The organism is Nocardiopsis sp. NPDC058631, from assembly GCF_042716955.1.
Taxonomy (GTDB): domain Bacteria; phylum Actinomycetota; class Actinomycetes; order Streptosporangiales; family Streptosporangiaceae; genus Nocardiopsis.
Window position 1 is genome coordinate 11,453 of record NZ_JBHXQY010000003.1, and the last position, 23,959, is coordinate 35,411.

General features: G+C 71.8%; 21 protein-coding genes. 11 read left to right on the forward strand and 10 right to left on the reverse strand.

What is annotated here, in order from left to right; translation table 11 throughout:
- Positions 1-74: 74 nt before the first annotated feature.
- Positions 75-1,742 carry an MFS transporter gene (locus ACFWTE_RS01975; protein ID WP_378777004.1) on the reverse strand — a complete coding sequence of 556 codons (1,668 nt, stop codon included), beginning with the start codon at positions 1,740-1,742 and terminating at the stop codon, positions 75-77.
- Positions 1,743-1,961: 219 nt separating this feature from the next.
- Here ACFWTE_RS01975 and ACFWTE_RS01980 point away from each other — a divergent pair, with 219 nt between their 5' ends.
- The 6 genes from ACFWTE_RS01980 (at position 1,962) to ACFWTE_RS02005 (ending at position 9,185) form a co-directional block, all read left to right on the forward strand.
- Complete coding sequence (locus ACFWTE_RS01980; RefSeq protein WP_378777006.1) at positions 1,962-2,480, forward strand: TetR family transcriptional regulator; 519 nt, start codon at positions 1,962-1,964, stop codon at positions 2,478-2,480.
- A 116-nt stretch (positions 2,481-2,596) separates the two neighbouring features.
- Positions 2,597-3,340, forward strand: coding sequence for a creatininase family protein (locus ACFWTE_RS01985; protein WP_378777008.1), 744 nt, complete (start codon positions 2,597-2,599; stop codon positions 3,338-3,340).
- Positions 3,341-3,478: 138 nt separating this feature from the next.
- Entirely contained in the window at positions 3,479-4,162 is a 684-nt protein-coding gene (locus ACFWTE_RS01990) for a hypothetical protein (RefSeq protein ID WP_378777009.1), read from the forward strand.
- Positions 4,163-5,452: 1,290 nt separating this feature from the next.
- The gene (locus ACFWTE_RS01995; RefSeq protein WP_378777011.1) at positions 5,453-7,699 is read left to right on the forward strand and encodes a polyprenyl synthetase family protein; all 2,247 of its coding nucleotides are present in this window, start codon (positions 5,453-5,455) and stop codon (positions 7,697-7,699) included.
- A 5-nt stretch (positions 7,700-7,704) separates the two neighbouring features.
- The gene (locus tag ACFWTE_RS02000) at positions 7,705-8,382 is read left to right on the forward strand and encodes an ABC transporter ATP-binding protein (protein ID WP_378777013.1); all 678 of its coding nucleotides are present in this window, start codon (positions 7,705-7,707) and stop codon (positions 8,380-8,382) included.
- Positions 8,379-9,185 carry an ABC transporter permease gene (locus tag ACFWTE_RS02005; protein ID WP_378777015.1) on the forward strand — a complete coding sequence of 269 codons (807 nt, stop codon included), beginning with the start codon at positions 8,379-8,381 and terminating at the stop codon, positions 9,183-9,185. The genes ACFWTE_RS02000 and ACFWTE_RS02005 overlap by 4 nt, the downstream gene beginning before the upstream one ends.
- A 183-nt stretch (positions 9,186-9,368) precedes the next feature.
- Here the strand turns inward: ACFWTE_RS02005 and ACFWTE_RS02010 are convergent, their stop codons facing one another.
- The 7 genes from ACFWTE_RS02010 to ACFWTE_RS02040 all read right to left on the reverse strand — a co-directional run bounded on the left by ACFWTE_RS02010 (position 9,369) and on the right by ACFWTE_RS02040 (position 15,244).
- Positions 9,369-10,391, reverse strand: a complete 1,023-nt coding sequence (locus tag ACFWTE_RS02010; RefSeq protein WP_378777017.1) for a lysylphosphatidylglycerol synthase domain-containing protein — start codon at positions 10,389-10,391, stop codon at positions 9,369-9,371.
- A 223-nt stretch (positions 10,392-10,614) separates the two neighbouring features.
- A complete protein-coding gene (locus tag ACFWTE_RS02015; protein ID WP_378777019.1) occupies positions 10,615-11,403 on the reverse strand; it encodes a class I SAM-dependent methyltransferase in 789 nt (262 codons plus the stop codon).
- Positions 11,400-12,473, reverse strand: a complete 1,074-nt coding sequence (locus tag ACFWTE_RS02020; RefSeq protein ID WP_378777021.1) for a glycosyltransferase family 4 protein — start codon at positions 12,471-12,473, stop codon at positions 11,400-11,402. Before ACFWTE_RS02020 ends, ACFWTE_RS02015 begins: the two co-directional genes overlap by 4 nt.
- Positions 12,470-12,853, reverse strand: coding sequence for a 6-pyruvoyl tetrahydropterin synthase family protein (locus tag ACFWTE_RS02025; RefSeq protein WP_378777022.1), 384 nt, complete (start codon positions 12,851-12,853; stop codon positions 12,470-12,472). The genes ACFWTE_RS02020 and ACFWTE_RS02025 overlap by 4 nt, the downstream gene beginning before the upstream one ends.
- Before the next feature lie 57 nt (positions 12,854-12,910).
- The gene (locus tag ACFWTE_RS02030) at positions 12,911-13,891 is read right to left on the reverse strand and encodes a zinc-binding alcohol dehydrogenase (protein ID WP_378777024.1); all 981 of its coding nucleotides are present in this window, start codon (positions 13,889-13,891) and stop codon (positions 12,911-12,913) included.
- Positions 13,888-14,622 (reverse strand): CDP-alcohol phosphatidyltransferase family protein, encoded by a 735-nt coding sequence (locus ACFWTE_RS02035; RefSeq protein ID WP_378777026.1) that lies wholly within the window; start codon positions 14,620-14,622, stop codon positions 13,888-13,890. The genes ACFWTE_RS02030 and ACFWTE_RS02035 overlap by 4 nt, the downstream gene beginning before the upstream one ends.
- Positions 14,615-15,244 (reverse strand): GTP cyclohydrolase II, encoded by a 630-nt coding sequence (locus ACFWTE_RS02040; RefSeq protein WP_378777029.1) that lies wholly within the window; start codon positions 15,242-15,244, stop codon positions 14,615-14,617. The genes ACFWTE_RS02035 and ACFWTE_RS02040 overlap by 8 nt, the downstream gene beginning before the upstream one ends.
- 287 nt (positions 15,245-15,531) lie before the next feature.
- Between ACFWTE_RS02040 and ACFWTE_RS02045 the strand changes: the two genes are divergently transcribed.
- The 5 genes from ACFWTE_RS02045 (at position 15,532) to ACFWTE_RS02065 (ending at position 22,201) form a co-directional block, all read left to right on the forward strand.
- Positions 15,532-17,928, forward strand: coding sequence for a rhamnogalacturonan lyase (locus tag ACFWTE_RS02045; RefSeq protein ID WP_378777031.1), 2,397 nt, complete (start codon positions 15,532-15,534; stop codon positions 17,926-17,928).
- A 343-nt stretch (positions 17,929-18,271) separates the two neighbouring features.
- Entirely contained in the window at positions 18,272-18,502 is a 231-nt protein-coding gene (locus ACFWTE_RS02050; protein ID WP_378777032.1) for a hypothetical protein, read from the forward strand.
- A gap of 220 nt (positions 18,503-18,722) precedes the next feature.
- Positions 18,723-19,463 carry a DUF4097 family beta strand repeat-containing protein gene (locus ACFWTE_RS02055; protein WP_378777034.1) on the forward strand — a complete coding sequence of 247 codons (741 nt, stop codon included), beginning with the start codon at positions 18,723-18,725 and terminating at the stop codon, positions 19,461-19,463.
- Positions 19,464-19,488: 25 nt separating this feature from the next.
- Positions 19,489-19,680 (forward strand): hypothetical protein, encoded by a 192-nt coding sequence (locus tag ACFWTE_RS02060; RefSeq protein WP_378777036.1) that lies wholly within the window; start codon positions 19,489-19,491, stop codon positions 19,678-19,680.
- A 367-nt stretch (positions 19,681-20,047) separates the two neighbouring features.
- Entirely contained in the window at positions 20,048-22,201 is a 2,154-nt protein-coding gene (locus tag ACFWTE_RS02065) for a HelD family protein (RefSeq protein ID WP_378777038.1), read from the forward strand.
- Positions 22,202-22,433: 232 nt separating this feature from the next.
- Here the strand turns inward: ACFWTE_RS02065 and ACFWTE_RS02070 are convergent, their stop codons facing one another.
- On the reverse strand, positions 22,434-22,664 hold the full coding sequence (locus ACFWTE_RS02070) for a hypothetical protein (RefSeq protein ID WP_378777040.1): 231 nt from the start codon (positions 22,662-22,664) through the stop codon (positions 22,434-22,436).
- Positions 22,665-22,818: 154 nt separating this feature from the next.
- Positions 22,819-23,868 carry a LacI family DNA-binding transcriptional regulator gene (locus ACFWTE_RS02075; protein ID WP_378777042.1) on the reverse strand — a complete coding sequence of 350 codons (1,050 nt, stop codon included), beginning with the start codon at positions 23,866-23,868 and terminating at the stop codon, positions 22,819-22,821.
- Positions 23,869-23,959: the final 91 nt, after the last annotated feature.

Consider the following 23,959-nt stretch of genomic DNA (forward strand, 5'->3'; position numbering starts at 1 on the left):
GGGGGCGCCCTCCCCACAGGACCCGGGGAGGGCGCCCCCGTGGCGCGCGGACGCGCCCCGCGGTACGAGCGGGCTCAGACCGTACCGTCCTCCCTCTTCTTCGCCGCGCGGACGACCCGGGCGGCCTGCACCCGCGTGACCGGCATGTCCCGGGCGTCGACGGAGGGGCGCGCGGCGTCCGCGGCCCCGGCAGGCGCCGGGTCCGCGCCTGATCCGGGCTCGGACCCCCCTGCCCCGCCGACCGCCGTGTCCCCGCCGGTAGCGGGCATGTCCAGGGTGTCGCGGAGCCGCACCGCGGGCAGGAAGAGGGCCACGGCGAGGCCGAGCAGGGCGATGCCCGCGGCGACGAGGAAGATGTCACCGGTCGCGGACCCGTACGCCGACTCCACGATCTCCCGGACGAACGGCGGCATGGCCGCCAGGTTCAGGGTCCCGCTGCCCGCCGACGCGGAGGCGTCGGCACCGGCCCCCGCCAGCCCGTCGGAGATGTTGGTGCCGACCCTGTTGGCCAGGATCGCGCCCAGCACCGACACGCCCATGGTGCCGCCCAGGGAGCGGAAGAAGGTGATGGCCCCGCTGGCCGCGCCGAGTTCGCTCAGCGGGACGGAGTTCTGCACCACGAGGACCAGGTTCTGCATGGACATGCCCACGCCGACACCCACCAGCAGCATCCCCGCCGACACGAGGAGCAGCGAGGTGGTCTCGTCGATGGTGGACAGCAGGAGGAACCCCAGGGTCAGGGAGACCAGGCCGGTGACCACGTACGGTTTCACCCGGCCGGAGTTGGACACCATGCGTCCGGAAACGGTCGAGGAGGCCATCACCCCCAGCATGAGCGGGGTGGTCAGCAGCCCCGCCGCGAGGGGCGAGTAGCCGCGCGCGAGCTGGAAGTACTGGCCGAGGAAGACGGCCCCGCCGAACATGGCCATGCCGACCGCGATGCTGGCCAGGATGGCGATGGCGGTCTCCCGCCGCACCACCAGGTGCAGTGGAATGACGGGCTGCGAGACCCGCGACTCCACCCATACGGCCAGGCCCAGCAGGACGGCGCTGCCCGCGACCATGGCGGCGGACGGCCAGGAGATCCAGGCGAAGTCGTCGCCGACGAAGGTGACCCACAGCAGCAGGGTGCTGACGCCGGCCGCGATCAGGAGGGCCCCGGCGTAGTCGACCTTCGTGTCGGGGCGGCGGATGTCGTTCAGCTTCAGGGTCCGGCCGAGGACGACGGAGGCGACGACCATGAACGGCACGCCGATGAAGAAGCACCAGCGCCACCCGAGCCAGGAGATGTCGGTGATGGCGCCGCCGATCAGCGGCCCGCCGACGGTGGCCAGGGCCATGACGCCGCCGATGTAGCCGTTGAAGCGGCCGCGCTCCTTGGGGCTGATCAGCGTGGCGATGATCACCTGGACCAGCACCTGGGAGGCGCCCATGCCGAGGCCCTGGACGGCGCGGAACGCGATCAGCTGACCGGTGGTCTGCGCGAACCCGGCCAGCAGCGACGAGACGACGAACAGGACGATCGACAGCTGGAGCAGCTTCTTCTTGTCGAACAGGTCGGCGAGCTTGCCCCAGACGGGGGTGGAGGCCGTCGACGCCAGCAGGGTCGCGGTCACCACCCAGGTGTACTGCGACTGGGTCCCGTCGAGGGAGCCGACGATCTGGGGAAGGGCCACCGACACGATGGTGCCGCTGAGCATCGTCACGCCGAGCACCAGGAGCAGCCCGCTGAGGGAGCGCATGATCGGTGGTTGCCCGGTGTCGGTTAAGGAACGTGTAGTGCTCAAGGAACGACCTCTGCGAGAACGGAAGCGGCCTCGACGGGCCGCGAAGACTGCTCAGAAGGCAAAACTGCATGATGGGCATTTTTGCACTCCATGTAGAATAACACCGTGGACAGGACACAGGGTCTGCGGGAACGTAAAAAGGCCGAGACGAGACGAGCGGTACACACCGCAGCCGTGCGCCTCACACGCGAGCGCGGGTTCGACCAGGTCACCGTCGAGGCGATCGCCGAAGCCGCCAACATCTCCCGCCGCACGTTCTCCAACTACTTCGCGTGCAAGGAGGAGGCCCTGCTGCACGGTGAGTGCCTCTACATCGACGCCTTCGCGCGCCACCTGCGCGAACGCCCGCCCGAGGAGCCCGCCTGGACCGCCCTGCGCGCGGCGGTGCGCACCCTCTACTCCTCCTGGGGCAGGCCGATGGACCGCGAGTGGGCGGCGCGCACCCGTATGGCCCGCGATCACCCCTCGCTCCTGGCCCGGCAGCTCGCCAACCAGACCCGGCTCGCCCAGGACCTGGAGGCGGCCCTGGAGGCCAGGGAGGGGCCGCCCGGTGTGCGCCACGGCGTGCTCGTCGGGGTGTTCCTCGCCGGGCTGCGGGTGGCGGTCACCGCGTGGACCGAACAGGAGGGGCGCGAGCTCCTGGCGGTCGTCGACGAGGTCCTGGACGAGGTCGGGGCTCCCTTCGACAGTTGAGGCGGGAGACCGGCCCCGGGCACGGGGCGCCGGTGTCGGCCGGGCCCGGCCGACGGTCCCGCGAAGGCCCGTGCCGCGACCCGCCGGTCCCGCGCGCGGCCGGGATACTGGGGCCCATGGACGACCTCACGCGCTCCCTGCTCCCCCTGACCACCAGCGCCGAGGAGGGCAGACGGGCCGCGCGGGTCGCGCTGCTGCCCGTCGGCAGCCTCGAACAGCACGGCCCCCACCTGCCGCTGGTCACCGACACCGTCGTCGCCTGCGTCCTGAGCCGCGCCCTCGCCGACGACCACCGGGTGCGCGTCCTGCCCCCGGTCACCATCGGGTGCTCCCACGAGCACGCGTCCTGGCCCGGCACCGTCAGCGTCTCCGCGCCCACCCTGCACGCCGTCGTCACCGACATCGCCGCCTCCCTCGGCGGCACCCGGCTCGTCCTGGTCAACGGCCACGGCGGCAACCACGTGCTGGCCAACACCGTCCAGGAGTCCGGCGGACGGATGGCCCTCTTCCCCGGCCCCCACGACTGGGCGGCAGCCCGCGCCGCGGCCGGGATGGCCACCGACAACGACGGTGACATGCACGCCGGTGAACTGGAGACCTCCGTGCTCCTGCACACCGCCCCCGACCTGGTGCGGGAGGGCTACGAGGACGCCGACCACGTCACCCCGCCGCGCGACCACATGCTCACCGTGGGCCTGGAGCCCTACACCGCCTCGGGTGTGGCCGGGAGGCCGTCACTGGCCACGGCGGCCAAGGGCCGCGCCCTCCTGGCCGCGCTCAGCGGCGCCTTCGGGGGGTACATGAGGGCTCTGGACGCGGCGCTCCACCCGGATCCGGGCGCGGTCCACGGGTCCGCCTGACCGGGGCGGGGCGCGTGGGCGGGCCCGGCCCGCTCGCGCGCGCGGTCCGCCGGGGCGGGGGAGCGCGGGCGCTCGGCTCCCCTCGGAGGTGAAGATTCGGATTGCTAGTATCTCGGAAAACGAGATAGAAAGGCTCCGATGGCCTCCCTCCTCTTCGCCGTGTTCGCGCTGGCACACCTGGGCCTGACCGTCTGGCTGGTGAGACTCGCGATCACCCGGCACGCCGCCCACACCTGGCCCGTCGCGCTCGTGGCCGCCGGGCTCGTCTACGACAACGGGATCGTCGCGATCGGTTCCAGCATCGGGGCGGGCGACCTCCTGTACGCGCTGAACCTGCCCCGGTTCCTCGTACACGCCCTGGTCACACCGCTCCTGGTGGTCTTCGCCGTCGGAGCGGCCCGCGACCTCGGGCTGACCTGGGCGCGCTCACGCGCCGTCCGCGCCGCGTTCTGGCTCCTGACGGCCCTGCTCATCGCCTACGGCCTCGCCACCGAAACCGTCGGGCTCGCCCTGGTGCCAGGAAGGGAGGGGGACGCGCTGCGCTACTCCGCCGCCGAGTCCTCCGTGCCGATCCCGTCCGTCACGGCCATCGTCGTGCTGATCCTGGTCGGTGTCGCGTTGTTCCTGCGGGCACGGAGCGCCTGGATGCTGACCGGGGCGGCGTTCATGTTCGCGACCGCGGCGATGCCCTCCGCACCCCTGGCGGTCGGCAACCTGGGCGAGGTCGCCCTCATCGCCGGGCTCGCCCTCACAGCGCGAAAGGCCGGCCACGCCTCTGTTCGCACGCCTTCGGGCCTTGCGAGAACTCCCACTCCCGGGTGAGGGACGGGCGCCTTGCATCCGGCTGTCTTGAATGCCCTGCGACCGTGATGGTCCCCCAGCTACCTGGACGGCCTCTGGTCGTCCATTCGGAGCGCGTCCGGGGCAGGGCATCGTCACTGCCAAGAGCACGGCGGTGTCCGACCCGACCAGGTCGCTCAAAGGCTTCGTCAACACCGGCAAGGTCTGGACACCGCTCGCCGGGTACGGTGCCCAGGGCCCGGCAGGGCAGACGCGCGCGGGCTGCCTCAGTGAACATTTCCTGAGGCAGCCCCGACATTCCAACTTCCAGCGCGAATTCGTTCAAGTCGTTTCACGCGGATCAGGGAACGCTTCGAGCGTGCTCTACCAGCTCTCTCAAAGCCGAGGGGTTCGTGGGCGTCCTGCATGGCGAGCTGTGAAAGCGCGAACAGCTCCGCAGGGTGGTTTCCGCGCCCCGTTCCTGGACAACACCGTTGTGCGAGCCACCCTGGCCGCACCCTCCTGGACCCACCTCAACCACACAGCCACCGCCTACGGGAATGAAGCCATCACCGAAGGCCGCGCCCGTCCCGACGCGCTGGCGACTCTGGCTGACCGCTTCGACCTCCCCCCGAACGTCTGGACGCCGACTTGGCCCCACTCTTGGACGACCTACACCAACGGCGCCTCCTCACCACGGAGGAATTCCGGTGACCAGCCCCATGGCCCTACCCGACCACCACAGGCCGGTGCCCCGGGGATCCAAGATGCTCGCCACGCTGGCGTTCATCTGCGCGATCTGCCTGCTCCGACTGCCACCGCGGGTGCTGGGACAGGTGACTGCCGCTGACGGCCACCAGGTGATCCGGGCCGAGAGGCGCGGCTCTCCACGGGATCCCGTTCCGCTCATCCTCCGGCCCCGAGTGGGGCGCGGGCCCGCTTCCTGCCGGGAAAGGGGCGACCTCCGGTCGGATCGGTCGCTCCCTCGACCGTGAACGGCCTGGCGGCAGGTCCGCCGGCCGTGAGGAAAGAACGCGGTAAGGTCCATGTCTGCGTGCGCCTGAGTCAAAGATCCTCTTTGTGAAATAGTCACATGTATCCCACTTGTTGCTCCTTTTCAGTGTTTTGTTTCGCAGGGTTTCGCCGCCCGGAGAGGCGCCCCGGGAGAAACCGGGAAGAAGACCTCCGCTCACGCGATAGGTTCGCGGGTGGGCCGACTTTTGGATTGCCGGGCATGTGGCGACGCCTGTTCTCATGCCATGTGCTTCCTTTGGTGGAATTGTCCGTTCGGAGAGAAACAGCGGCCTGTTTGCCGTCCGTGAGGAGAGACGTGTGAGTTTGGCGATGACGCCCGAGGACGACACGGATCGGCGTGTGTGCGCCGACGCGGCCGCGTGCACTCCGCCGGGGGCGGACCATGACGAGGGCTACTGGCGGTTCGTCACCTGGCTCGACGACGGCGGCTCCGCAGTCGGCCTCACCGTCCACCTGGCCCGGTACAGGGTCGAGGGCGCTGACGGAGGTCCCACGCACGCCCACGCCGCCACCTGGCACATTCGCCACCGGGACACGGAGAGCTGTGCCGACACCTCCTGGACGGACACGGGGTTCCTCGACCTGGCGCGTGCCGAGGCCGAGAACGACCCTCTCCTGGACCGCAGCGTGCGCGCCGCGATGCTGGACCTCCTCAAACCCGGCGACGGCCTGTACCCCGACCGCGAACTCCCCGGGCCCGTGGTGGCGGACGAGGACGGTCTCGACCTCGACTACGGCGGTGCCGTCCACCTGCGCGCCGTCGGGGACGACCTCCTTCTCGACCTCCGTGGAGACGGGTGCGCCTGGCGTCTGCGCCTCACCCCCGGGGCACTCGCGGTCCCCCGCACGGCCGTGGACGGCGCCCCCTCGACGTGGCGGTCCCAGGTCGTGCCGCGTGTCGCCGTGGAGGGTCTTCGGGACGATGCCGACGGTGAAAGGCCCGTCCACGGCACGGGCTGGTACGAGCACGTCCTGCCGGACGCTCCCCGCAACGTGGCCGAGCCGGTCCCGGACAGCGAACCCGTGTGGACCCGTGCCGTGGCGCTCCTGGACGACGGCTGGACCGTCACCGCCACGCGGCGCGGCCGGGCGGACGCGCTCACGGGACAGATCCGCACCGAACCGGCAGAGGTCGTGCTGCACTCCCCGGAGGGGGAGCGCACGACGGTGCGGGCGAGCGTGTCCGACGCCGTGACCTGGACGTCCCCGGTCAGCCTGCGCACCCACGTCACCGAGTGCGTGGTCGAGGCCCCCGGCGGTCTGCGGCTGCGGGTACGGGCGTGGTTCCCCTTCCAGGAGTCCCGCGCGCTCCTGCACGGCATCGGTACGCTCGTCGCCCACGCCGACGTCGAGGGCGTCCGGGACGGCGTGCCAGTCCACGGACGCGGACACCTGGAGTCTCGCCCGGCCGGCAGGATCACGCGCTTCGAGCCCCACATGCGGGGCATCGGGGCTCTGGTGAGGGAGGAGGTGCGGCGCGTCTACCCCGACAGCCCGGACAGGGACGCCCTCACCGCCCTCGCGGGCCTGGAGGAACACCCCGACGCGCTGGAGGCCTCGGTGGTGGACGACCTGCACGCCGCACTCGTGCGACCGGTCCGCCACATCGCGGACGGCGCGGGCAAGGGCATGCGCACCTACCTGTGGTTGCAGATCGTGGACCTGTACGGGGGCGACACCGAACAGCTCAAGCCCATGCTCGCGGTCATCGAGGGGCTCCAGGCGGGCAACCTCATGATCGACGACATCCAGGACCGCTCACCCGTGCGCAGGGGGCGGCCCGCCGCCCACACGGTGTTCGGAGAGGCGCTGACGATCAACGCCGGGACGGACGCCTACTTCCTCGTCGATCAGGTCCTCCCCCCGATCCTGCCCGGCGACGAGCGACTGCTCCTGTCCGTGTACCGGGTCGTCATGGGCATCATGCGAGTCGGGCACGCGGGCCAGGCCCTGGACATCACCGGCCACGCCACCGCGATGGACGAGGCCGTGCGCACCGGGGAGGCAGGCCCCCTCCTGAAGCGGATCCGCACCGCCCACCTCCTCAAGACAGCCCTGCCCATACGCAGCCTGGCCGAGATCGCCGCGCTCCTGTCCGGGGCTTCCGAGAAGCAGGTCCTGGCCGTCCGCTCCTACAGCGAGAACGTGGGCCTGGCCTTCCAGATCGGAGACGACGCGCTGGACCTGAGCGGGGTCGCCGTGCGCGCCCCCTCCGGGGCGCGGATGTCCACCAAGCTCCGGGCCGAGGACCTGCGGCAGGGCAAGGTGACGATGCCACTGGCCCACGCCGTCGCCCTCCTGCCCCCCGATCGCGTACGCGCGCTCTGGGCACGCGTGCGGGCAGGGGTGACGGACGAGGCGGAGGCCGCGCGGATCGCCGACGAACTCATCGCATGCGGTGCGGCTCGGGCCTGCGAGGACGAGTGCCGCGCCCTGGTCACCGAGGGGTGGGACCGGTTGCGGGCGGACCTGCCCCGGAACTGGTCGGCGCTGGGGCTCCACGCCCTGGGCACCTGGGCCGTCCACCGGAACGCGGAGTGGTGAGCCTGGTGCGTTCCGCGTCACCGTACTCGGAGGAGACAGCCGGCACGCCCGCCTCCGACACGTCCACGCTGAGCGTTCGCGGGGTCCACAAGTCCTACGGTCACCACCGCGTACTCGGCGGCGCCGACCTGGAGCTGCCTCCGGGGTGCCTGGGCGGCGTGGTCGGCGAGAACGGCTCCGGCAAGTCCACCCTCCTGCGGATCCTCGCCGGGCAGCTGGCACCCGACCGGGGCACCGTGACCTACGCCGAACGACTCGGCTACTGCCCCCAGAACACGGTCCTCAACCCGTCGTTCACCGTCCAACAGCACCTGCGGTTCTTCCAGGTCGCCTACGACCTGCCGAACCTGACACTGGCCCACGAGCTCATGGACCTCCTGTCGTTCACCGAGTACCGGCACCACCGCGTGGGCACCCTGAGCGGAGGGACCCGGCACAAGCTCAACCTCACCCTGGCCCTCATGCACGATCCGCCCCTGCTGCTCCTGGACGAGCCCTACCAGGGGTTCGACTGGGACACCTACGAACGCTTCTGGGGGCTGGCCGCCCGCCTGCGCGACCGGGGCCGATCGGTGCTGGTGGTCTCCCACACCGCCTTCGACACGACCCGCTTCGACCGCCTGTGGCGCCTGGAGCAGGGACGTACGGTACTGGTGCCCGCGGGCGCGGGGGAGAGACGATGAACGTGTGTCGGACCTGGAACCGCTACCGGACCGCGACGGTGTTCGCGATCACCGAGCACCTGCGCAACCGCCTGGCCCTGATCCTGATCCTGGGCTTCGTGCCCCTGTGGATCTCACTGGTCCACCTGGTGATCGCCGACGGCGACGTCACGTTCCTGCTGCGCGCCAGCGGTGAGCACCTGACAGTGAACGGCAACCACATCAGCCAGCTCTCGGGGGCGGTCAACGCCGTCACGCTCATCGTCGGCTTCATGATGTTCATCGTGACGTTCCGGTCGGTCGGCTTCGACCAGAGACTGGTACTGGCGGGCTATCCCCGCGGGCACCTGCTGGCGGCCAAGCTCACCGCGCTGATCCTGGCCGCGTCGGCGGTGTGCGCCTACGCCACGGCGGTGACAGCCGTGTACTGGACCCCCGAACGGCCGGTGGTGCTGTGGATGGCGCTGTGCGGTGCCGCGCTGGCGTTCGGCGGGATAGGGATCGCCCTCGGGGTGGCCCTGCGCGGGGAACTGGAGGGCATGTTCATCGTGATCATGCTCAGCATCATCGACATGGGCCTCCAGAACCCGGTGGCCACCCCGGCCGCCGACAGCGACATCGTGCGCTACCTGCCCTCGTACGGGAGCATGCAGTCGGGAACGGCGGCGGGGTTCGTGGAGAACGTCCCCTGGTCCCACATGGGGTTGGGGCCACTGTGGTTCGTGTGCGCGGTGGTGGTGGCGGGCACGGTGCTGTGGATGCGCACCCGTGACCGCCGCGCACCTCTGGCCGGGATGCGCGGGCGTGTTCCGTACCGGGTGTGATGGACGGTCGGGCGAACCGCCGGCACCGATGGGGCCGGAAGGGCCTGTGGGACGCGCAGACGCGAGTGGCGAGCGGCCGGGGCGGGTCCGGTGCGCAACCTGGGAGGGGTCGCGCTCATCGCCGGGCCCGTCCTCACCGGGCGCCGCCCGGGCGCTGCTGCCGCGCCTCTCCCCGCCTCCGGTTCACAGGGGAGGTGACGCCGCCGGGTCCCCGGCCCCGCGGCGGCGCACGAGCCGCACCAGCAGGACCGCGGCGCCCGGCAGCGCCGCCACCAGGGCGAGGAGCCCGTAGACCACCGACGCCGTCAACCCCGTCGCGGCTCCCAGCCCCGCCGCGCCGAACGCCAGTGCCGTGACCGCCTCACGCGGACCCCAGCCGCCGACGTTGACCGGCACACTCATCGCCAGGAGCGCCAGGACCAGCAACGGGACCAGTTGGGGGACCGGGGCGGAGGACCCGGCCAGCCTCGCGGCCAGGACGAACAGGGACACGTGCCCGGCCAGCGCCGCCGCCGACAGCGCCACCAGGAGCGGCCCGTGCGCGAACACCCCCGCGCGGGCGTCGGACGCGGCGGTGCGCAGACCGCGCCACCAGCGGGCTTGGCGGGCACGGCCCGCCCGCAGGCCCGCCGCGACCGCCAGGGCGGCCAGTGCCATGATCCCCGCCGACACCCCCACCGCCCGTAGCCCCGGGCCGAGCAGTGCGGCCGGCAGGGCCAGGAGCAGCACCGCGCCCGCCGATGCCAGTACCGCCTGACCCACCGTGCGCTCCAAAACCACCGCGCGTACGCCCCGCCCGAGGTCGCCGCTGGACCGGCCGTGGCCGACCGCGCGGTTCACGTCGCCGAGCACCCCGGCGGGCAGCGCCGCGTTCAGGAACACGGACAGGTAGTAGTCGGCCACCGCGCGGCGGAACGGCAGCCGCAGGCCCACCCCGCACGCCACCACCCGCCAGCGGGCCGCGCACAGCACCGTCGTCGCCCCGCCGACCACCAGGGCGGCCAGGGCGGAAACGGCGTCCACCGCGGAGAACGCGTCGGTGAACGCCTCACGCGGGTACCACCACACCACCGCGGCCAGGACCGCCGCCCCGGCCAGCGTCCGCGCCCACGCCCTCCACCGGCCCAACGGGGCCCCTCCGGCCGGGGCCGCGGGACCGCCCGCCCCCGCCCCGTCCCGCAACCCCCGTGTGGTCGTGGTACTCATGTGCTCGTCGCCCCTCGAACTGCGGTGGGCGCCACCGGTCCGCCGTAGGTGGGTGTGCTCCCCGCCGGGTGACCCCGGCAAACTCCGTGGAGCCGCCCGATCCGCGTGCCCCCGCCCGGTGGGACGCGCACCGGGCAGGGGACGCGCACCTTTCGCGGTCCTCGCGGCGCAACCGGGAGGGCGCCCGCGGCGCAACCGGCTCCCGTGGCCGGCCGCGGGACCCTCACACGGGTTCCGGGGAACGCGGAAGCACCAGGAGGTCGGTGTGGTGCACCGTGACCTCCAGTTCCCCCCGTGCGCACTGCGCCAGCCGGCGCTCCAGGTACGCGCCGTGGGGCAGGGACGGGTCCTGGTCGACGGCGGCGCCCACCCAGCCGCGCAGCCACGCCCGTGTCAGCGCCGCGTCGCCGGGTCCCAGGCGCCACGGGCTCGGGAACGACCGCACCTGTCGGCCCAGGCCCTCGAACGCGTCGGCCGTGAACGCGGCAGCCTCCGGGCCCAGCCGCCCCTCCCGTCGCTGGTGGTCGTCGAACGCCTGCGCGAACGCCGCGTCCGACGGATCCCCGGGAGAGAGCTCCACCCGGCCGACCACCGAGAGCGAGAACAGCGCGGGACACCCCGCCGCCGCCACCGTCTCGGCGAGCACCCCCGCCTCCGCCCCGGTGAGCAGGTCGAGCAGCGCCGAGGCCACCACCAGGGTCACCCCCGCCAGGTCCGGGGCACGCAGCGCCGCCAGGTCCAGGCGGCGCGTCCGCACCGACGCGGCGGGCACGCGCTTTCGCGCCACCTCCAACAGGGTCGGGTCACGGTCGAACAGGATCCAGCGCTGGGGGCCGGGCAGGCGCGGCCCCAACCAGCGCCCCATCGCCCCCGTCCCGCAGCCCAGGTCGGCGACGACCCGACCGTGGTCGCGCAGGAGCGCGGGCGGCGCGGTGGCGCGTGCCCGCGCGTCCGCGCCCTCGCGCAGCGCCAGCCATTGCGGCGCGAACGCCGGAACCCCGGTCGTGCTCAACGTGCCCCCTCCCGGTCGAGGACGGCGGCCATGCCCCGGGCCGCCGCCTCCCATCCTGCCAAGCCCTCACGCCGTCCGCGGGCCGAACGCCTCAGCCGGTCCCGGAGCGCGGGGCCGGTGAGCCAGCGCCGCAGGGCGTCGGCCAGGGCGTCCGGCTCCCCGGGAGGGACCAGCAGCCCCGGGCGGTTCCCCTCCGCGTCGAGGCCCAGCGCCTCGGGCACCCCGCCCACGTCCGTCGCCGCGACCGGGATCCCCCGGGCCAGCGCCTCGGTCACGACCATGCCGTACGTCTCGGCCCGGGACGGGAGCACGAGCAGGTCGGATCCGGCGTAGGCGGACTCCAGGGCGGCCCCGGTGAGGGGACCGGTGAACCGCACCCGGTCGGCCAGACCGTGTGCGCCCACGAGGTCGCGGAGCCGCTCCTCGTGGGCCTCGGGCCCGGACCCGGCACTGGAGTCGCGGGCCCCCGGGCCGACGCACACGCACCACCAGGGCAAATCCGCCAGCGCGGCGAGCGCGGCCAGGAGGACGTCGTGCCCCTTGCGCGGGGTCACCGAGGCCACGCACAACAGACGGGAGCCGTCGCCGGCGGGGGAGAGGGGCGCCGGGTCCACGCCGGGTTCGACCACGTGCACGCCGCCGATCCCGTGGTGGTCCGCCACCCGCCGCGCGGCCCACCGGCTCGTGGCCACCACGGCGCGGGCGGCACGCAGGACCGTCCGCTCGCGGCCGTCCAGCTCGGCTGCCCGCGCCTGCGGCAGCCCCGTCTCGTCGGCCAGCGGCAGGTGTACCAGGACCACCAGCCGCAGACGGGACGCGTGGGGGAGCACCACCTCGGGCACCCCGCAGGCGACGAGCCCGTCCAGGAGCACCACCGTCCCGTCCGGGACGCCGGCCAGCACGCGGGAGAGCCCGGCCCGCGCCCCGGGGTCCGGGTCCGGCCAGGCGCCGGGGACCGCGGCCTCCCGCGCCGGCCGCCCCAGACCGGCCAGGGCGTCGCGCAGACGGCGGTCGTAGGTACCGCCGCCGCTGGGCGCGCCCCCCTCCGGGACGACGAGGACGGTCCTCACAGCTCGCGCTCGTAGCTCGCCCAGGCCACGTGCGACTCGTGCAGGGTGACCGCTACCGAGTCCAGGCCCCGCGCCCGCGCGTCGATCCGTTCGACCAGCCGGTCCGCGACCACACGGGCCAGGAACTCCGTGGTGGTGTTCACCCCCGCGAAGTCCGGCTCCTCGTCCAGGTTGCGGTAGTTGAGCTCGGCGACCAGGGACCCCAGCTCACGGGTGGCCAGGCCGATGTCCACCACGATGTTGTCCGCGTCGAGCGTGCGGCGGCGGAAGGTGGCGTCCACGACGAACGTCGCCCCGTGCAGGCGCTGGGCGGGACCGAACACCGCACCCCGGAAACTGTGGGCGACCATCAGGTGGTCGCGGACGGTGACGCTGTACATCGGCGTACTCCTCGGATGTCGGAAGCGGTCGTGTCGGGCGCGCGCCACGGGCCGGGGTCAGGGTGCCGGGTAGACGATGCGGTGGCAGAGGGCGGGGAGGCTGCCGTCGGCGATGCGCGGCATCACCGAGGGCAGCTCCTCGAACGCGCTCTCCCCGGTGACCAGCGCGTCGAAGGCGGGATCGTCCAACAGCTCCAGTGCCAGGTCGAGCCGGTCCCCGTAACCGCGCGACCCCCTGCGCGCCGGCGAGACCATGCCCACCTGCGTGGCGCGCACGCTCAGGCGGCGCGAGTGGAAGTGCTCGCCCAGCGGTACACCGACCCGCCGGTCCCCGTACCAGCTCATCTCCACCACCTCCCCCTCCACGCGGGCCAGCTCCAGCGAGCGCTCCAACCCGGCCGCGCTCGCACTGGTGTGGAAGACCCGGTCGCGTTCGCCGCGCGCGTCCTGGGGCAGCGCGAACTCCACCCCGAGCCGCTCGGCGACCTGCGCGCGGGCCGGGTCCACGTCCACCAGCTGCACCCGCACCCCCGGCACCCGGGACGCCAGACGGGCCACGGCGCATCCCACCATCCCGGCGCCGACCACCGTCAGCCGGTCGCCGAGCAGCGGCGGGGCGTCCCACAGCGCGTTCACCGCCGTCTCCACCGTCCCCGCCAGGACCGCGCGCTCCGGCGGAACGCCGTCGGGTACGAGGCGCAGATCCGCTGCCGGGAGCACGAACCGCGTCTGGTGAGGGAAGAGGGTGAACACCGTCGCGCCCACCAGGTCCGGCGCGCCCTCCTCGACCACACCGACGTTGAGGTACCCGTACTTGAACGCGGTGTCGAATCCGCCCTCCTGGAACGGCGCACGCATGACCTGCCGCTGGCTCGGCGGCACCCCGCCCCGGAACACCAGGGCCTCGGTACCCCGGCTCACACCCGAGTACAGCGCGCGCACCACCACCTCGCCGGGCGCGGGAGCGGACAGCTCGCTCTCCCGGATCTCCCCCTCGCCCGGCGACCTCACCCAGAACGCCCGCGCCGTACGGCTCATGCCCCTCCTCCGTGCCGCGTGTCCGCGCGGGGACCGACGGCCCCCGTGCCGGCCCGTCCCGGCCCGGACCGCCACAACCCCACGGCGTCGCGCCCGAACGACCACGTCAGCGACACCAGGGCGGCCGAGACCACCGCCACCGCAGCCCACACGGGGACGCCCGGGGCGGCGGCGACCACCAGGGCCACCCCCTGCACCACGGCCACCGCCTTGCGCGCCTGGCTCGGCGGCAGCGGTCCGCCCAACCACGGCGCGGCCTGCGCCGCGGCGACGAACAGGTACCGCATCGCGCCGATCGCCAGCACCCACCACCCCAGCTCGGACGCCACCCGTACGCTCAGCACCAGGATCAGGAACGCGTCCACCTCCATGTCGAACCGGGCCCCGAAGGGCGACTCCGTCCGGGTACCCCGGGCGACGAGGCCGTCCACCAGGTCCAGGGCCAGAGCGACCGACGCCAGGGCGACCAGGGGCCACGCGGGTCCGCCGTCCGCGACCAGCGCGACCACGCCGCCGACGAGCACCGCCCGTGCGAGTGTCACCCGGTCGGCGGGACCCAGGCGTTCACGGCCGGACCGCCGCGCAGCCCACACCAGGACCGCCGTTCCCGCCAGCAGGTAGACGGCCCCGGCCGCCCAGCCCGCCGGTCCGAGCCCCACCGCGGACCCGAGCAGCGCCAGCAGCGACACCTGCGCGCAGGCGGCCGCGCCGAAGGCGGCGGGATCACCCACGCGGACCGTCCAGGTGCGGGAGGTCGTGGCCCAGCCGGTCCCGCTTGGCGGTCAGGTACGCGACGTTCTCCCTGCGGGCGGGCATCAGCAGCGGGACACGGGAGGCCACCTTGACCCCGTGTTCCCGGAGCGCCCGCACCTTGGCCGGGTTGTTCGACAGGAGCCGGACCGACCGCACCCCGAGGTGGGCCAGGATCCGCGCGGCCGGACCGTAGTCGCGCACGTCCACGGGCAGGCCCAGCGCGGTCGCCGAGTCCACGGTGTCCAGACCGTGCTCGTCCTGGACGGCGAGGGTGCGCACCTTCTCCACCAGCCCGATGCCCCGGCCCTCGTGCCCGCGCAGGTACACCACCACACCCCGCCCCTCGGCGCAGATCAGGTCCAGGGCCGCCTCCAACTGGTCACCGCACTCACAGCGCAGTGCCCCGAAGACGTCGCCGGTCACACACTCGGAGTGCGCTCGCGCCAGCACGTCCTCGCCCTCGCAGACCTCGCCCAGGACCAGTGCGGCATGCTCCCCGCCGTCGGTCGGGTCCCGCAGTGCCAGGACGCGGAACAGTCCCCTCCTGGTGGTCAGCTCCGCCTCTGCCACGGCCTCGGACCCCGCACCGGGGCCGCTCACGTCCGTCCCCTCCAGGACCACCCCGCCCGTGTCCGAACGGTTCCCGCCCGGACCGCCCGTGCCCTGACAGCTCATAAGCCCCTTCGTTCCGAGTCGGGACAGCAACCACACACGCCCGGTGCCCACCGTTCCACTGGGGGAAACCTTGCGCAGGTCGGCTGCGGGGCAAAGGAGGCCAACGGGCCACGGCGGTGTCCGTTTCCGCCCCGGAACCGGTCGTGCGCGATCCCTGTGACCTCCCACCCCCGGGTGGTCGGGGTCCCCGTCCGACCCGGAAGGGGTCTTGGATGGAAAGCGCTTGCCCGCTAGTGTGGGCCGCCCCGCTGTCTGAGGAGGCGTTATCCGTGGGCATCCCCCGGCGTTCCATCCTGAGAAGAAGCCCCCTGGTCGCAGGCGTGTGTGCAGTCGTTCTCGTGGGAGGGGGCGTCGCTCTGGCCGAACCGGCGGGCGGTTCGGGTCTCCAGTTGGAGCGGTTGGACCGGGGTCTGGTCGCGGTCAAGACCGCGGAAGGCGTTTTCCTGAGCTGGCGGCTGCTCGCCCACGAGGTCACCGGGCACACGGACGCCGGGCTCACGGGCCCGAGGTTCGCCGTGTACCGGGACGGCAGGGGCATCGCGACCGTGGCGGACAGCACCAACCTCCTCGACACCGACGGCACGGAGGACGCCGAGTACGAGGTCGTGCCGTTCCCGCGCAACCCCGGCGGACGGCTCGACATCGGGCCCGGGGGCGAGGCGGCCGTGTGGGCGGACGGCCACCACGACCTGCCCCTGCGCAGGCCCGAGGGCGGCACGACCCCTGCGGGGGAGGAGTACGGGTACACCGCCAACGACGTCAGCGTGGGTGACGTGGACGGCGACGGCAGCTACGAGTTCGTCGTCAAGTGGGACCCCACCAACGCCAAGGACGTCTCCCAGCGCGGGTACACGGGCAACACCTACGTGGACACCTACACGCTGGAGGGCGAACTCCTGCACCGCGTCGACCTGGGCGTGAACATCCGCTCGGGCGCGCACTACACCCAGTTCCTCGTCTACGACCTCGACGGCGACGGCCGGTCCGAGCTGATGCTCAAGACCGCGCCGGGGACCAGGACCCTGGCCTTCGACGAGGACGGGACCGCCGCGGAGGAGTACGTGACCCTGCCGGAGGAGGACGTCGAGGCCGGATACGGCCACGGCGACGACTACCGCATGAGCGCCGAGGACTACCACGAGCACCTGGTCGGGGTGTTCCAGGGGTGGCACGAGCACCCCGAGGTGGTGGCGGGGACCTGGCCGCGCACCCTGGAGGAGGCGCTGGGAACGGAACCGGCGTACGACTACCCGCTCGACCGGGAGGACGCCGTGGCCCTCGCGGACTTCTTCGTGGACGAGTACGCCCCGGGGCGCAGCGAACGGAACCTGCTCCGGGAGTTCGAGGGCTTCGTCGTGGACGGACCCGAGTACCTGACCGTGTTCGACGGCCTGACCGGCACGGAGCTGGACACCGTCCGCTACGAGCCCGGGCGCGGCGACGACGGACTCCTGTGGGGTGACTACGCCATGGCGCGCATCGAGCCGGCCAACCGGGTGGACCGCCTCCTGTCGGGCGTGGCCTACCTGGACGGCGAGCACCCCTCCGCTGTGTTCTCCCGGGGCTACTACACGCGCTCGGCCGTGGCGGCCTACGACTTCGACGGGGAGTCCCTCCACCGGCGCTGGCTGGCCGACAGCGGCCACGTGCCGATGGACAACCCCTTCGACGCCTCGCCGCACGCAGGCCGGGGCGCCGACCCCGACCTGGGGTCGCTGGCCGGACAGGGGTTCCACTCCCTGGACGTGGCCGACGTCGACGGGGACGGCCGTCAGGAGATCGTCTACGGAGCCGCGACGCTGGACGACGACGGGTCGCTGCTGTACTCCTCCCACGCCGAGGGGCCTCCCGGAAGCGAGGTGGAGGGCGAGTACACCAAGCTCGGGCACGGCGACGCCATGCACGTGGGGGACCTCGACCCCGGGCGGGAGGGCCTGGAGGTCTGGACCGTCCACGAGGGCGGCGCACACGCCCCCCACGGCTTCGCGATGCGCGACGCCGCCACGGGAGAGGTCCTGTTCGGCGGCTACACCGGGGTGGACACCGGGCGCGCCATGGTCGGCGACGTCGACCCGGACGTCCCCGGGCTGGAGGCGTGGTCCTCGATGCCGCCCGGCGACGACGTCGAGGCGGGCCTGTGGAGCGCCGCCGGCGAGTACCTGGGGGACAGGACACCGGGCACGAACATGAGCATCCGCTGGGCCGCCGACATGACCACCCAGACCGTGGAGGGCACCAGTACCGGGGACCAGTCACAGGCCCCCAGGATCGAGGACTGGAGCCGCGGCACGCTGCTCACCGCGGAGGGCACCCTCACCAACAACGGGACCAAGGGCAACCCCGCCCTGGTCGCGGACGTGCTCGGCGACTGGCGCGAGGAGCTGGTCGTGCGCACCGAGGACAGCACGGCGCTGCGGATCCACACCAGTACCGAGGTGACCGACCGCAAGCTGCACACGCTCATGCAGGACCCGCAGTACCGGGTGGGCGTGGCCAGGCAGCAGACCGGCTACAACCAGCCCGTGCAGCCGAGCTTCTACCTGGGGTCGGACACCGACTGGGGGAGTGTGCCGGCGCCCGACGCGAGGTATCCGAGGCAGTCGAGGTAGCCGTTACCGGACCGGTCCCGGAGGTCCTCACGCAGGCCTCCGTAGGTCGGGGCGTCCGCCAGCGCACCTCTCCGTCACATCGGCGCCTGGGGACCCGACTCCTTCTCCCGCCAAGGGCGTCAGAGTTCGTGGCCAAGAGAGCCGCTGGTGCAGAGCGAAGCGACCGTACGGGCATACCCAGGAGACCGGGAACGGCCGGTATCGGCAAGGAACTCCCGCTGGTGCGGGTTTTTGGGATCATCTGCTCCCAGCCGGACCGACCCCCTCTCGAAAGCGGTGCCATGACCGACCCCCTACTCGACGGCGACCCCAAACGGATCGGCCCCTAGCTGCCGCGCGCAAGGTGGGAGGGCTCTACACCGCCCAGGTCGTGGACGCCGACCCCGACGCGAACCCGCCCTGGCCGGCCACCGCCCACATCCCCGGACCCACCCTGCACCGGGCCGCGGCCGACCACGGCCCCCTGCCCGCGGAGTCGGTGGCCGTGCTGGGCGCTGGCCTGGCCGAAGGACTCGCCGCCGCGCTCTTCGTCCATCGGCTGACCGCCATGCAGGCGTCCAGGCCCAACACCTGACCGATGAGGTCGGCCGGCCCCAGCGTGATCTGTCGTGTTCGGCCTGGGTGAGTCCGCCTTCCGCCATCGCGATCTCCCCCGTGGCCCGCGGTGTGTCCAGCACAGCGTTCACTCTCACTGCATTGCAACGAATGACATGATCCTTGTTGCATTGATCTCAAAACTATTGCAACGAAATAATAGATTCTGCCTGCATCAATGCTGTTTTTAGGCAACGAACGTGTTGCCAGAGAGTAGAAAGCAACGTAGCGTTTCCATTGTCAGAAACAACGAGTCACAGGAGAGCACCATGCACACGTTCGCCACCCCCGCCCCCGTCTCCGCCGTCCTGGACATCCCCGCCGGGCGCATCCAGTTCATCGCCGCCGACCGCGCCGACACCACCGTCGAGGTCCTGCCCGTCAACGCCTCCAAGGGCCGCGACGTCAAGGCCGCCGAGCAGACCACCGTCGACTACGCCGACGGCGTCCTGCGGATCCACACCCTCGCGTCCGAGAACCAGCTCTTCGGTCCCTCCGGATCCGTCGAGGTCACCGTCCAGCTGCCCGTCGGCTCCCGCATCGAGGCCAAGGCCGCCGGCTTCGAGCTCCGCGGCGTCGGCCGCCTCGGCGACGTCGCCTTCGAAGGCGCACAGGGCCCGGTCAAGCTCGACGAGGCCGCCAGCGCCCGCCTGACCCTCCAGGACGGTGACGTCTCGGTCGGCCGCCTGGGCGGCCCCGCCCGGATCAGCGTCAGCAAGGGCGACATCACCATCACCGAGGCCGTGCACGGCTTGGTCGAGCTGCGCACCGAGTCCGGCCAGATCTCGGTCGGCGCCGCCGCCGGGGTCTCCGCCTCGATGGACGCCGGTACCTCCTACGGCCGGATCCACAACGCGCTCAACAACACCGACGGCGCAGACGCGGGCCTGAACATCCACGCGAGCACCTCCTACGGCGACATCACCGCCCGCAGCCTCTGATCCATAGCCACTGAGGAGCGCCACCATGTCCATCACCCCTTTCGACCAGGGCAAGCTCACCTCGCGGACCACCGCGGAGACCGGAGCCCCCGACGCCGCCGGGCAGGAGCGCCCGGAGCTACAGAAGGTGACGCGAAGGCTCGTGAAGAAGGTGTTCGGCGGCGGGCGGGCCGAGTCGGCTGACGAGGCGGCCGAACCGGTCCAGCCGACGAGCTGAGTACGTCGGACCCGTACCTCTGGAGGGTGGACTCCTTCCGGTCGTGCAGCACAGGTGGAACGCGAACCGGGCCACGCCGAGCTTGCTGAGCTCGGAGTGGCCCGCCCACCGACGCGGACCAAAGAGCCCCGATACGGACGGCCCTGTTTCACCCGAACTCCTCTGCGGCACAGAGCCGGCGCGGCTTTCGATAAATGACTCAAGGAATGGGCCCAAGGCTGAATCTGAGCGTGTGAAGAGGCAGAGACCGCCTTCCAAGGCAAGCCAACGCAGATGTGGCATATCCTTGCGGCAGGTCCGAATATTCCGCAGCGTCGTGGTGTTACGCTCTTCGCCGTCACCATGGAACGTATGGAATAGAGTGCGAGTGCCCACACGCAATGTCACCACACGACTGAATGAGGACCCTGCTGCGCACGCCGCAGCCATAGCCGAGGAACAGATCATCCTCGACGAGGCCTTCACCCGCCGCGACGGGATACTCCAGTACCTCGAAGCCGAGCTCGCGACCCCGGCGGGCGACGCAACCGGGCAAGCCCGGATGCGCATGATGATCAACCACCGCGAGGAGTTGCGGCGCGCAGACAAGGGCCTGATCTTCGGTCGGCTCGACGCGCTCGACCAGACAGTCCTCCATGTGGGGCGCGTCGGCATATCCAGCGCCGGAGACGACAGCGATCCTCTGGTGATTGACTGGCGTGCGCCGGCCGCACGGGCCTTCTACACCGCGACGCCGGTTGACCCCCAGGGCCAGGGCCGACGTCGCCACGTGCGCGTCGACGGGCGCGAAGTGATCAGCGTTGACGACGAGCCACTCGACGGGTCGAGGGCGAGTGAGCTGGTTGGTGAGGGCGCCCTGCTCGCCGCCCTCGGGTCGCGGCGCACTGGTCGAATGAGTACCGCAGCGGCCACCTTGCAGCGCGAGCAGGACGAGGTGGTTCGCGCTGACTCCCAAGGTCCGCTGGTCGTGCAAGGCGGCCCGGGCACCGGCAAAACCGTGGTGGCGCTTCACCGGGTGGCGTACTTGCTCTTCACCTATCCGCAGCTCGCCGCACAGGGCGTACTGGTACTCGGGCCGTCACAGCGTTTCCTGGACTACATCACCCAGGTGCTACCAGCACTCGGGGAGACCGCCCTCGTGTCGGCGACCTGCGACGCCCTCGTTCCGGGAATCGGCGTGGAGCGTGTCGAGTCGCGCGAGATCGCGGAGATCAAAGGTCGAGCGCTCTGGCAACAGGTGCTTTCCCAGTACTCGGCATCTCTCATCCCGCAGCCCGTCGACCTCGAACTGGTCTGGGAGGGGGAACGGTACACGATCAGTGAACAAAGGATTTCCAGAGCCCTCGCCTCAGCGACCTCGGGGCACTCCTACCACGCGGCGCGCGCCATCTTCAGCGAACAGGTCTACCATTTGCTGACCGACGCGATAGCCGAACGCAACGAAGAGATTCTGGCGCAGATGGAGGAGGGCTTCGAGGACCTGCTCGCCCGATTCGATGCCGGAATCACGCACTCCGACAACCGCGCTGCGCGCAACGGAACAACCGGTACCGATGTCGACGGGGCTCTCACGGAGGAGGACCTGGAGCGGCTACACGACCGGATCGCTGTCGACCCCGGCGTGGCCGCGACCCTGGAGGGGTGGTGGCCGACCCGCGATACGAAGGACGAACTACACCGGCTACTTGGTGACGAAGCACTGTTGCGCCGGTGGACGCCGGAGCTCACCGACGTCGAAAGAGGCATGATCGTCGGTGAACCGAAGGCGTGGGCGAGCAGTGACATTCCCCTGTTCGATGCCTTGGACGATCTTCTGGGTGATGTGCGATCGAGCGGGGAGCAGAGGGAGTTCCTGACCGATCGTGCCGCGGCACAGAGGGACTGGGTTTACGGACACGTCGTCGTGGACGAAGCGCAGGAACTCTCCCAGACGCAGTGGCACATGGTGATGCGCCGCTGTCCTTCTCGATCGATCACCGCTGTCGGCGACATCGATCAGGCCGAGGCACCGCACCGGCACACGACCTGGGAAGAAGCGGTCAGCGCGGCCTTCGGCACGAGATGGACACAAGCCCGGTTGACCATCTGTTACCGCACTCCGCTCGAAGTCATGGCCCTCACCGGGCCGGTACTCCAGAACGCGGGCAGCCAGAACGAACCGCCCCGCGCCGTCCGGGCCTCGGGCGTCGAGCCCTGGGAGCGCACTGTAGGCGAGCATGACCTTGCGGCCGAGGCGGTCCGTATCGTCGAGGAGCTGTCAGAGCGGTGGGCGGGAGGGACGGTCGGTGTCATCGCCCCCCTCGAACGCGTGCCAGCTTTGCGAGCGGTGCTACCCGGCACATCAGTTCTCTCCCCGACCGATGCCAAGGGCCTGGAATGGGACGCCACCCTGGTCATCGATGCCCCTGGCATCATCGCCGAACCCCGGGGCTGGAACGGACTGTATGTCGCGCTCACCCGATGCACCCAAGAGTTGGGTCAACTGCTGGTGACACAAAAGGTGGCGGTCTCACCGAGGTGATCTCGGTAAGGGTGGAGGGGTGATCCCGACACCATGGCATAACCGCGACAGAACAGGCACGTCGCTGAGATCACCTCAATGGATGCGTGCCGATTTCGCGGCTTTTGTCTCTTGCGTCTCAACGCGTTCCGCGCACCTTCCTGTATGCGGAACGACTCGGTAGCGGCGGCTGGAATCCCGCCCGGTCCTGGATGACGGCCTCGACCAGGAGGTCGACGCGGTCGCGCTGGACCTACCTCCACTTTCCGTCCCGGTCCTGGTACCCCCAGGACCAGCCGTCTTTGAGGCCGACGGCGACGTGCCCCAGATAGGCGGGGCCGATCAGGGCCCGGTCGGCATCGGCCCCGTACGTCCAGGAAAAACGGCGCCACTCGATGGTGAACACCAGGCCCCGCTGGCGGTCGAAGGCTTCCTGGGCTCGCGAACACGTCGGCGCTCGACTTCTTCGCGCTCGGTTCCTCACGCTACGAGTTTCTGCGCAGCGCGAACGACTCCGACGTGGTCGCGGTGTGTCCAGCGGCGGCGTCGGTCATCGTGACTCGTCTCCTTCGGGTCAGGACCTCAGGGGCACAGTGGCGCGGGGCGACCCCGGGGGAGCGGCGCCCCAGGGCCAGGCATCAGTCCCGGTGGGCGGCCGTGGAGCCCCGCACCACCAGTTCGGGGGTGAACAGCACCCGTTCGTGCCGGTGGGCGGGGTCGTTGAGCTCCGAGCCGAGCAGCCGCATCGCCGTGCGCCCCAGGTCGTACTTGGGCTGGGCGACGGTGGTCAGACCGGGGTGGACCAGGTCGGCGAGGTCGACGTTGTCGTAGCCGACCACCGAGATGTCGTCCGGCACCCGCAGGCCGCGCCGCCCCAGCCCCTTCATCAGGCCGAGCGCGAGCTGGTCGTTGGCGCAGAACACCGCCTGCGGGCGCTGGCGCGGACCTCCGGCCAGGACCGCGTCCACGGCCCGCTCGCCCTGCTGGGGGTTGAGCAGCGGCTGCTCGACCACCCGCACGTGGGCCTCGGGGTCCATCCCCGCCTCGGTGAAGGCGTCCCGCAGCCCCTCGTGGCGGCGCCGCACCTGTTCGATGGCGAAGGGCCCGGTCAGGAAGGTGACCCTCTCGTGGCCGAGGCCGATCAGGTGCCGTCCTGCGGCGAGGCCGCCCGCGTGGTTGTCGACGCTGACGCTGCACCCGACCTCCTCGGCGACGTCGCCCCGGTCCAGTGCCACCCAGGAGGTGCCCTGGTGGCTGAGCCACAGCAGGTCGGACAGGTCGTCGTCCACGGGCATCACCACCGCGCCCGCGGCGCGCTGCTCGGCGAGCAGGCGCACGTTGCGCCGCTGCCGGTCCTGGGCCTCGGCCGAGTTGAGCAGCACCACTGCCAGGCCCGCCTCGGCGGCCTCGTCCTCCACGCCGCGCGCGACCTCGGTGAAGAAGGGGTTGGTGACGTCCAGGACGAGCAGCCCCACGGAGCCGCTGCGGCCCGACCGCAGGCTGCTGCCGGAGGAGTTGCGCACGTAGTCGAGCTCGGCGATGGCCGCCTCGACCTTGGCCCGGGTGGCACCGGCGACGCGCTCGGGGCGGTTGAGGACGTTGGACACGGTGCCGGGGGAGACCCCGGCGTGCCGCGCGACCTCGGTGATGCCCACTGAGGGGCGGGTGGGTCGGGGCCTGGTGGACAAGGAGATTCTCCCGGGGCGTGTTCGGACGGGCATCAGGGAACTGCGCGAACGCATGCTACTGATCCGGCGCCGATGTGCGGGGGAACATGCT

Bases quoted from the DNA above. Each gene is read 5' to 3' on its own strand.
- ACFWTE_RS02030 (WP_378777024.1), bottom strand. From the start codon at position 13,891: ATGAGCCGTACGGCGCGGGCGTTCTGGGTGAGGTCGCCGGGCGAGGGG.
- ACFWTE_RS01975 (WP_378777004.1), bottom strand. From the start codon at position 1,742: ATGCGCTCCCTCAGCGGGCTGCTCCTGGTGCTCGGCGTGACGATGCTC.
- ACFWTE_RS02060 (WP_378777036.1), top strand. From the start codon at position 19,489: ATGTCCATCACCCCTTTCGACCAGGGCAAGCTCACCTCGCGGACCACC.
- ACFWTE_RS02010 (WP_378777017.1), bottom strand. From the start codon at position 10,391: ATGAGTACCACGACCACACGGGGGTTGCGGGACGGGGCGGGGGCGGGC.
- ACFWTE_RS02005 (WP_378777015.1), top strand. From the start codon at position 8,379: ATGAACGTGTGTCGGACCTGGAACCGCTACCGGACCGCGACGGTGTTC.
- ACFWTE_RS01990 (WP_378777009.1), top strand. From the start codon at position 3,479: ATGGCCTCCCTCCTCTTCGCCGTGTTCGCGCTGGCACACCTGGGCCTG.
- ACFWTE_RS01985 (WP_378777008.1), top strand. From the start codon at position 2,597: ATGGACGACCTCACGCGCTCCCTGCTCCCCCTGACCACCAGCGCCGAG.
- ACFWTE_RS02045 (WP_378777031.1), top strand. From the start codon at position 15,532: ATGGAAAGCGCTTGCCCGCTAGTGTGGGCCGCCCCGCTGTCTGAGGAG.
- ACFWTE_RS02025 (WP_378777022.1), bottom strand. From the start codon at position 12,853: ATGTACAGCGTCACCGTCCGCGACCACCTGATGGTCGCCCACAGTTTC.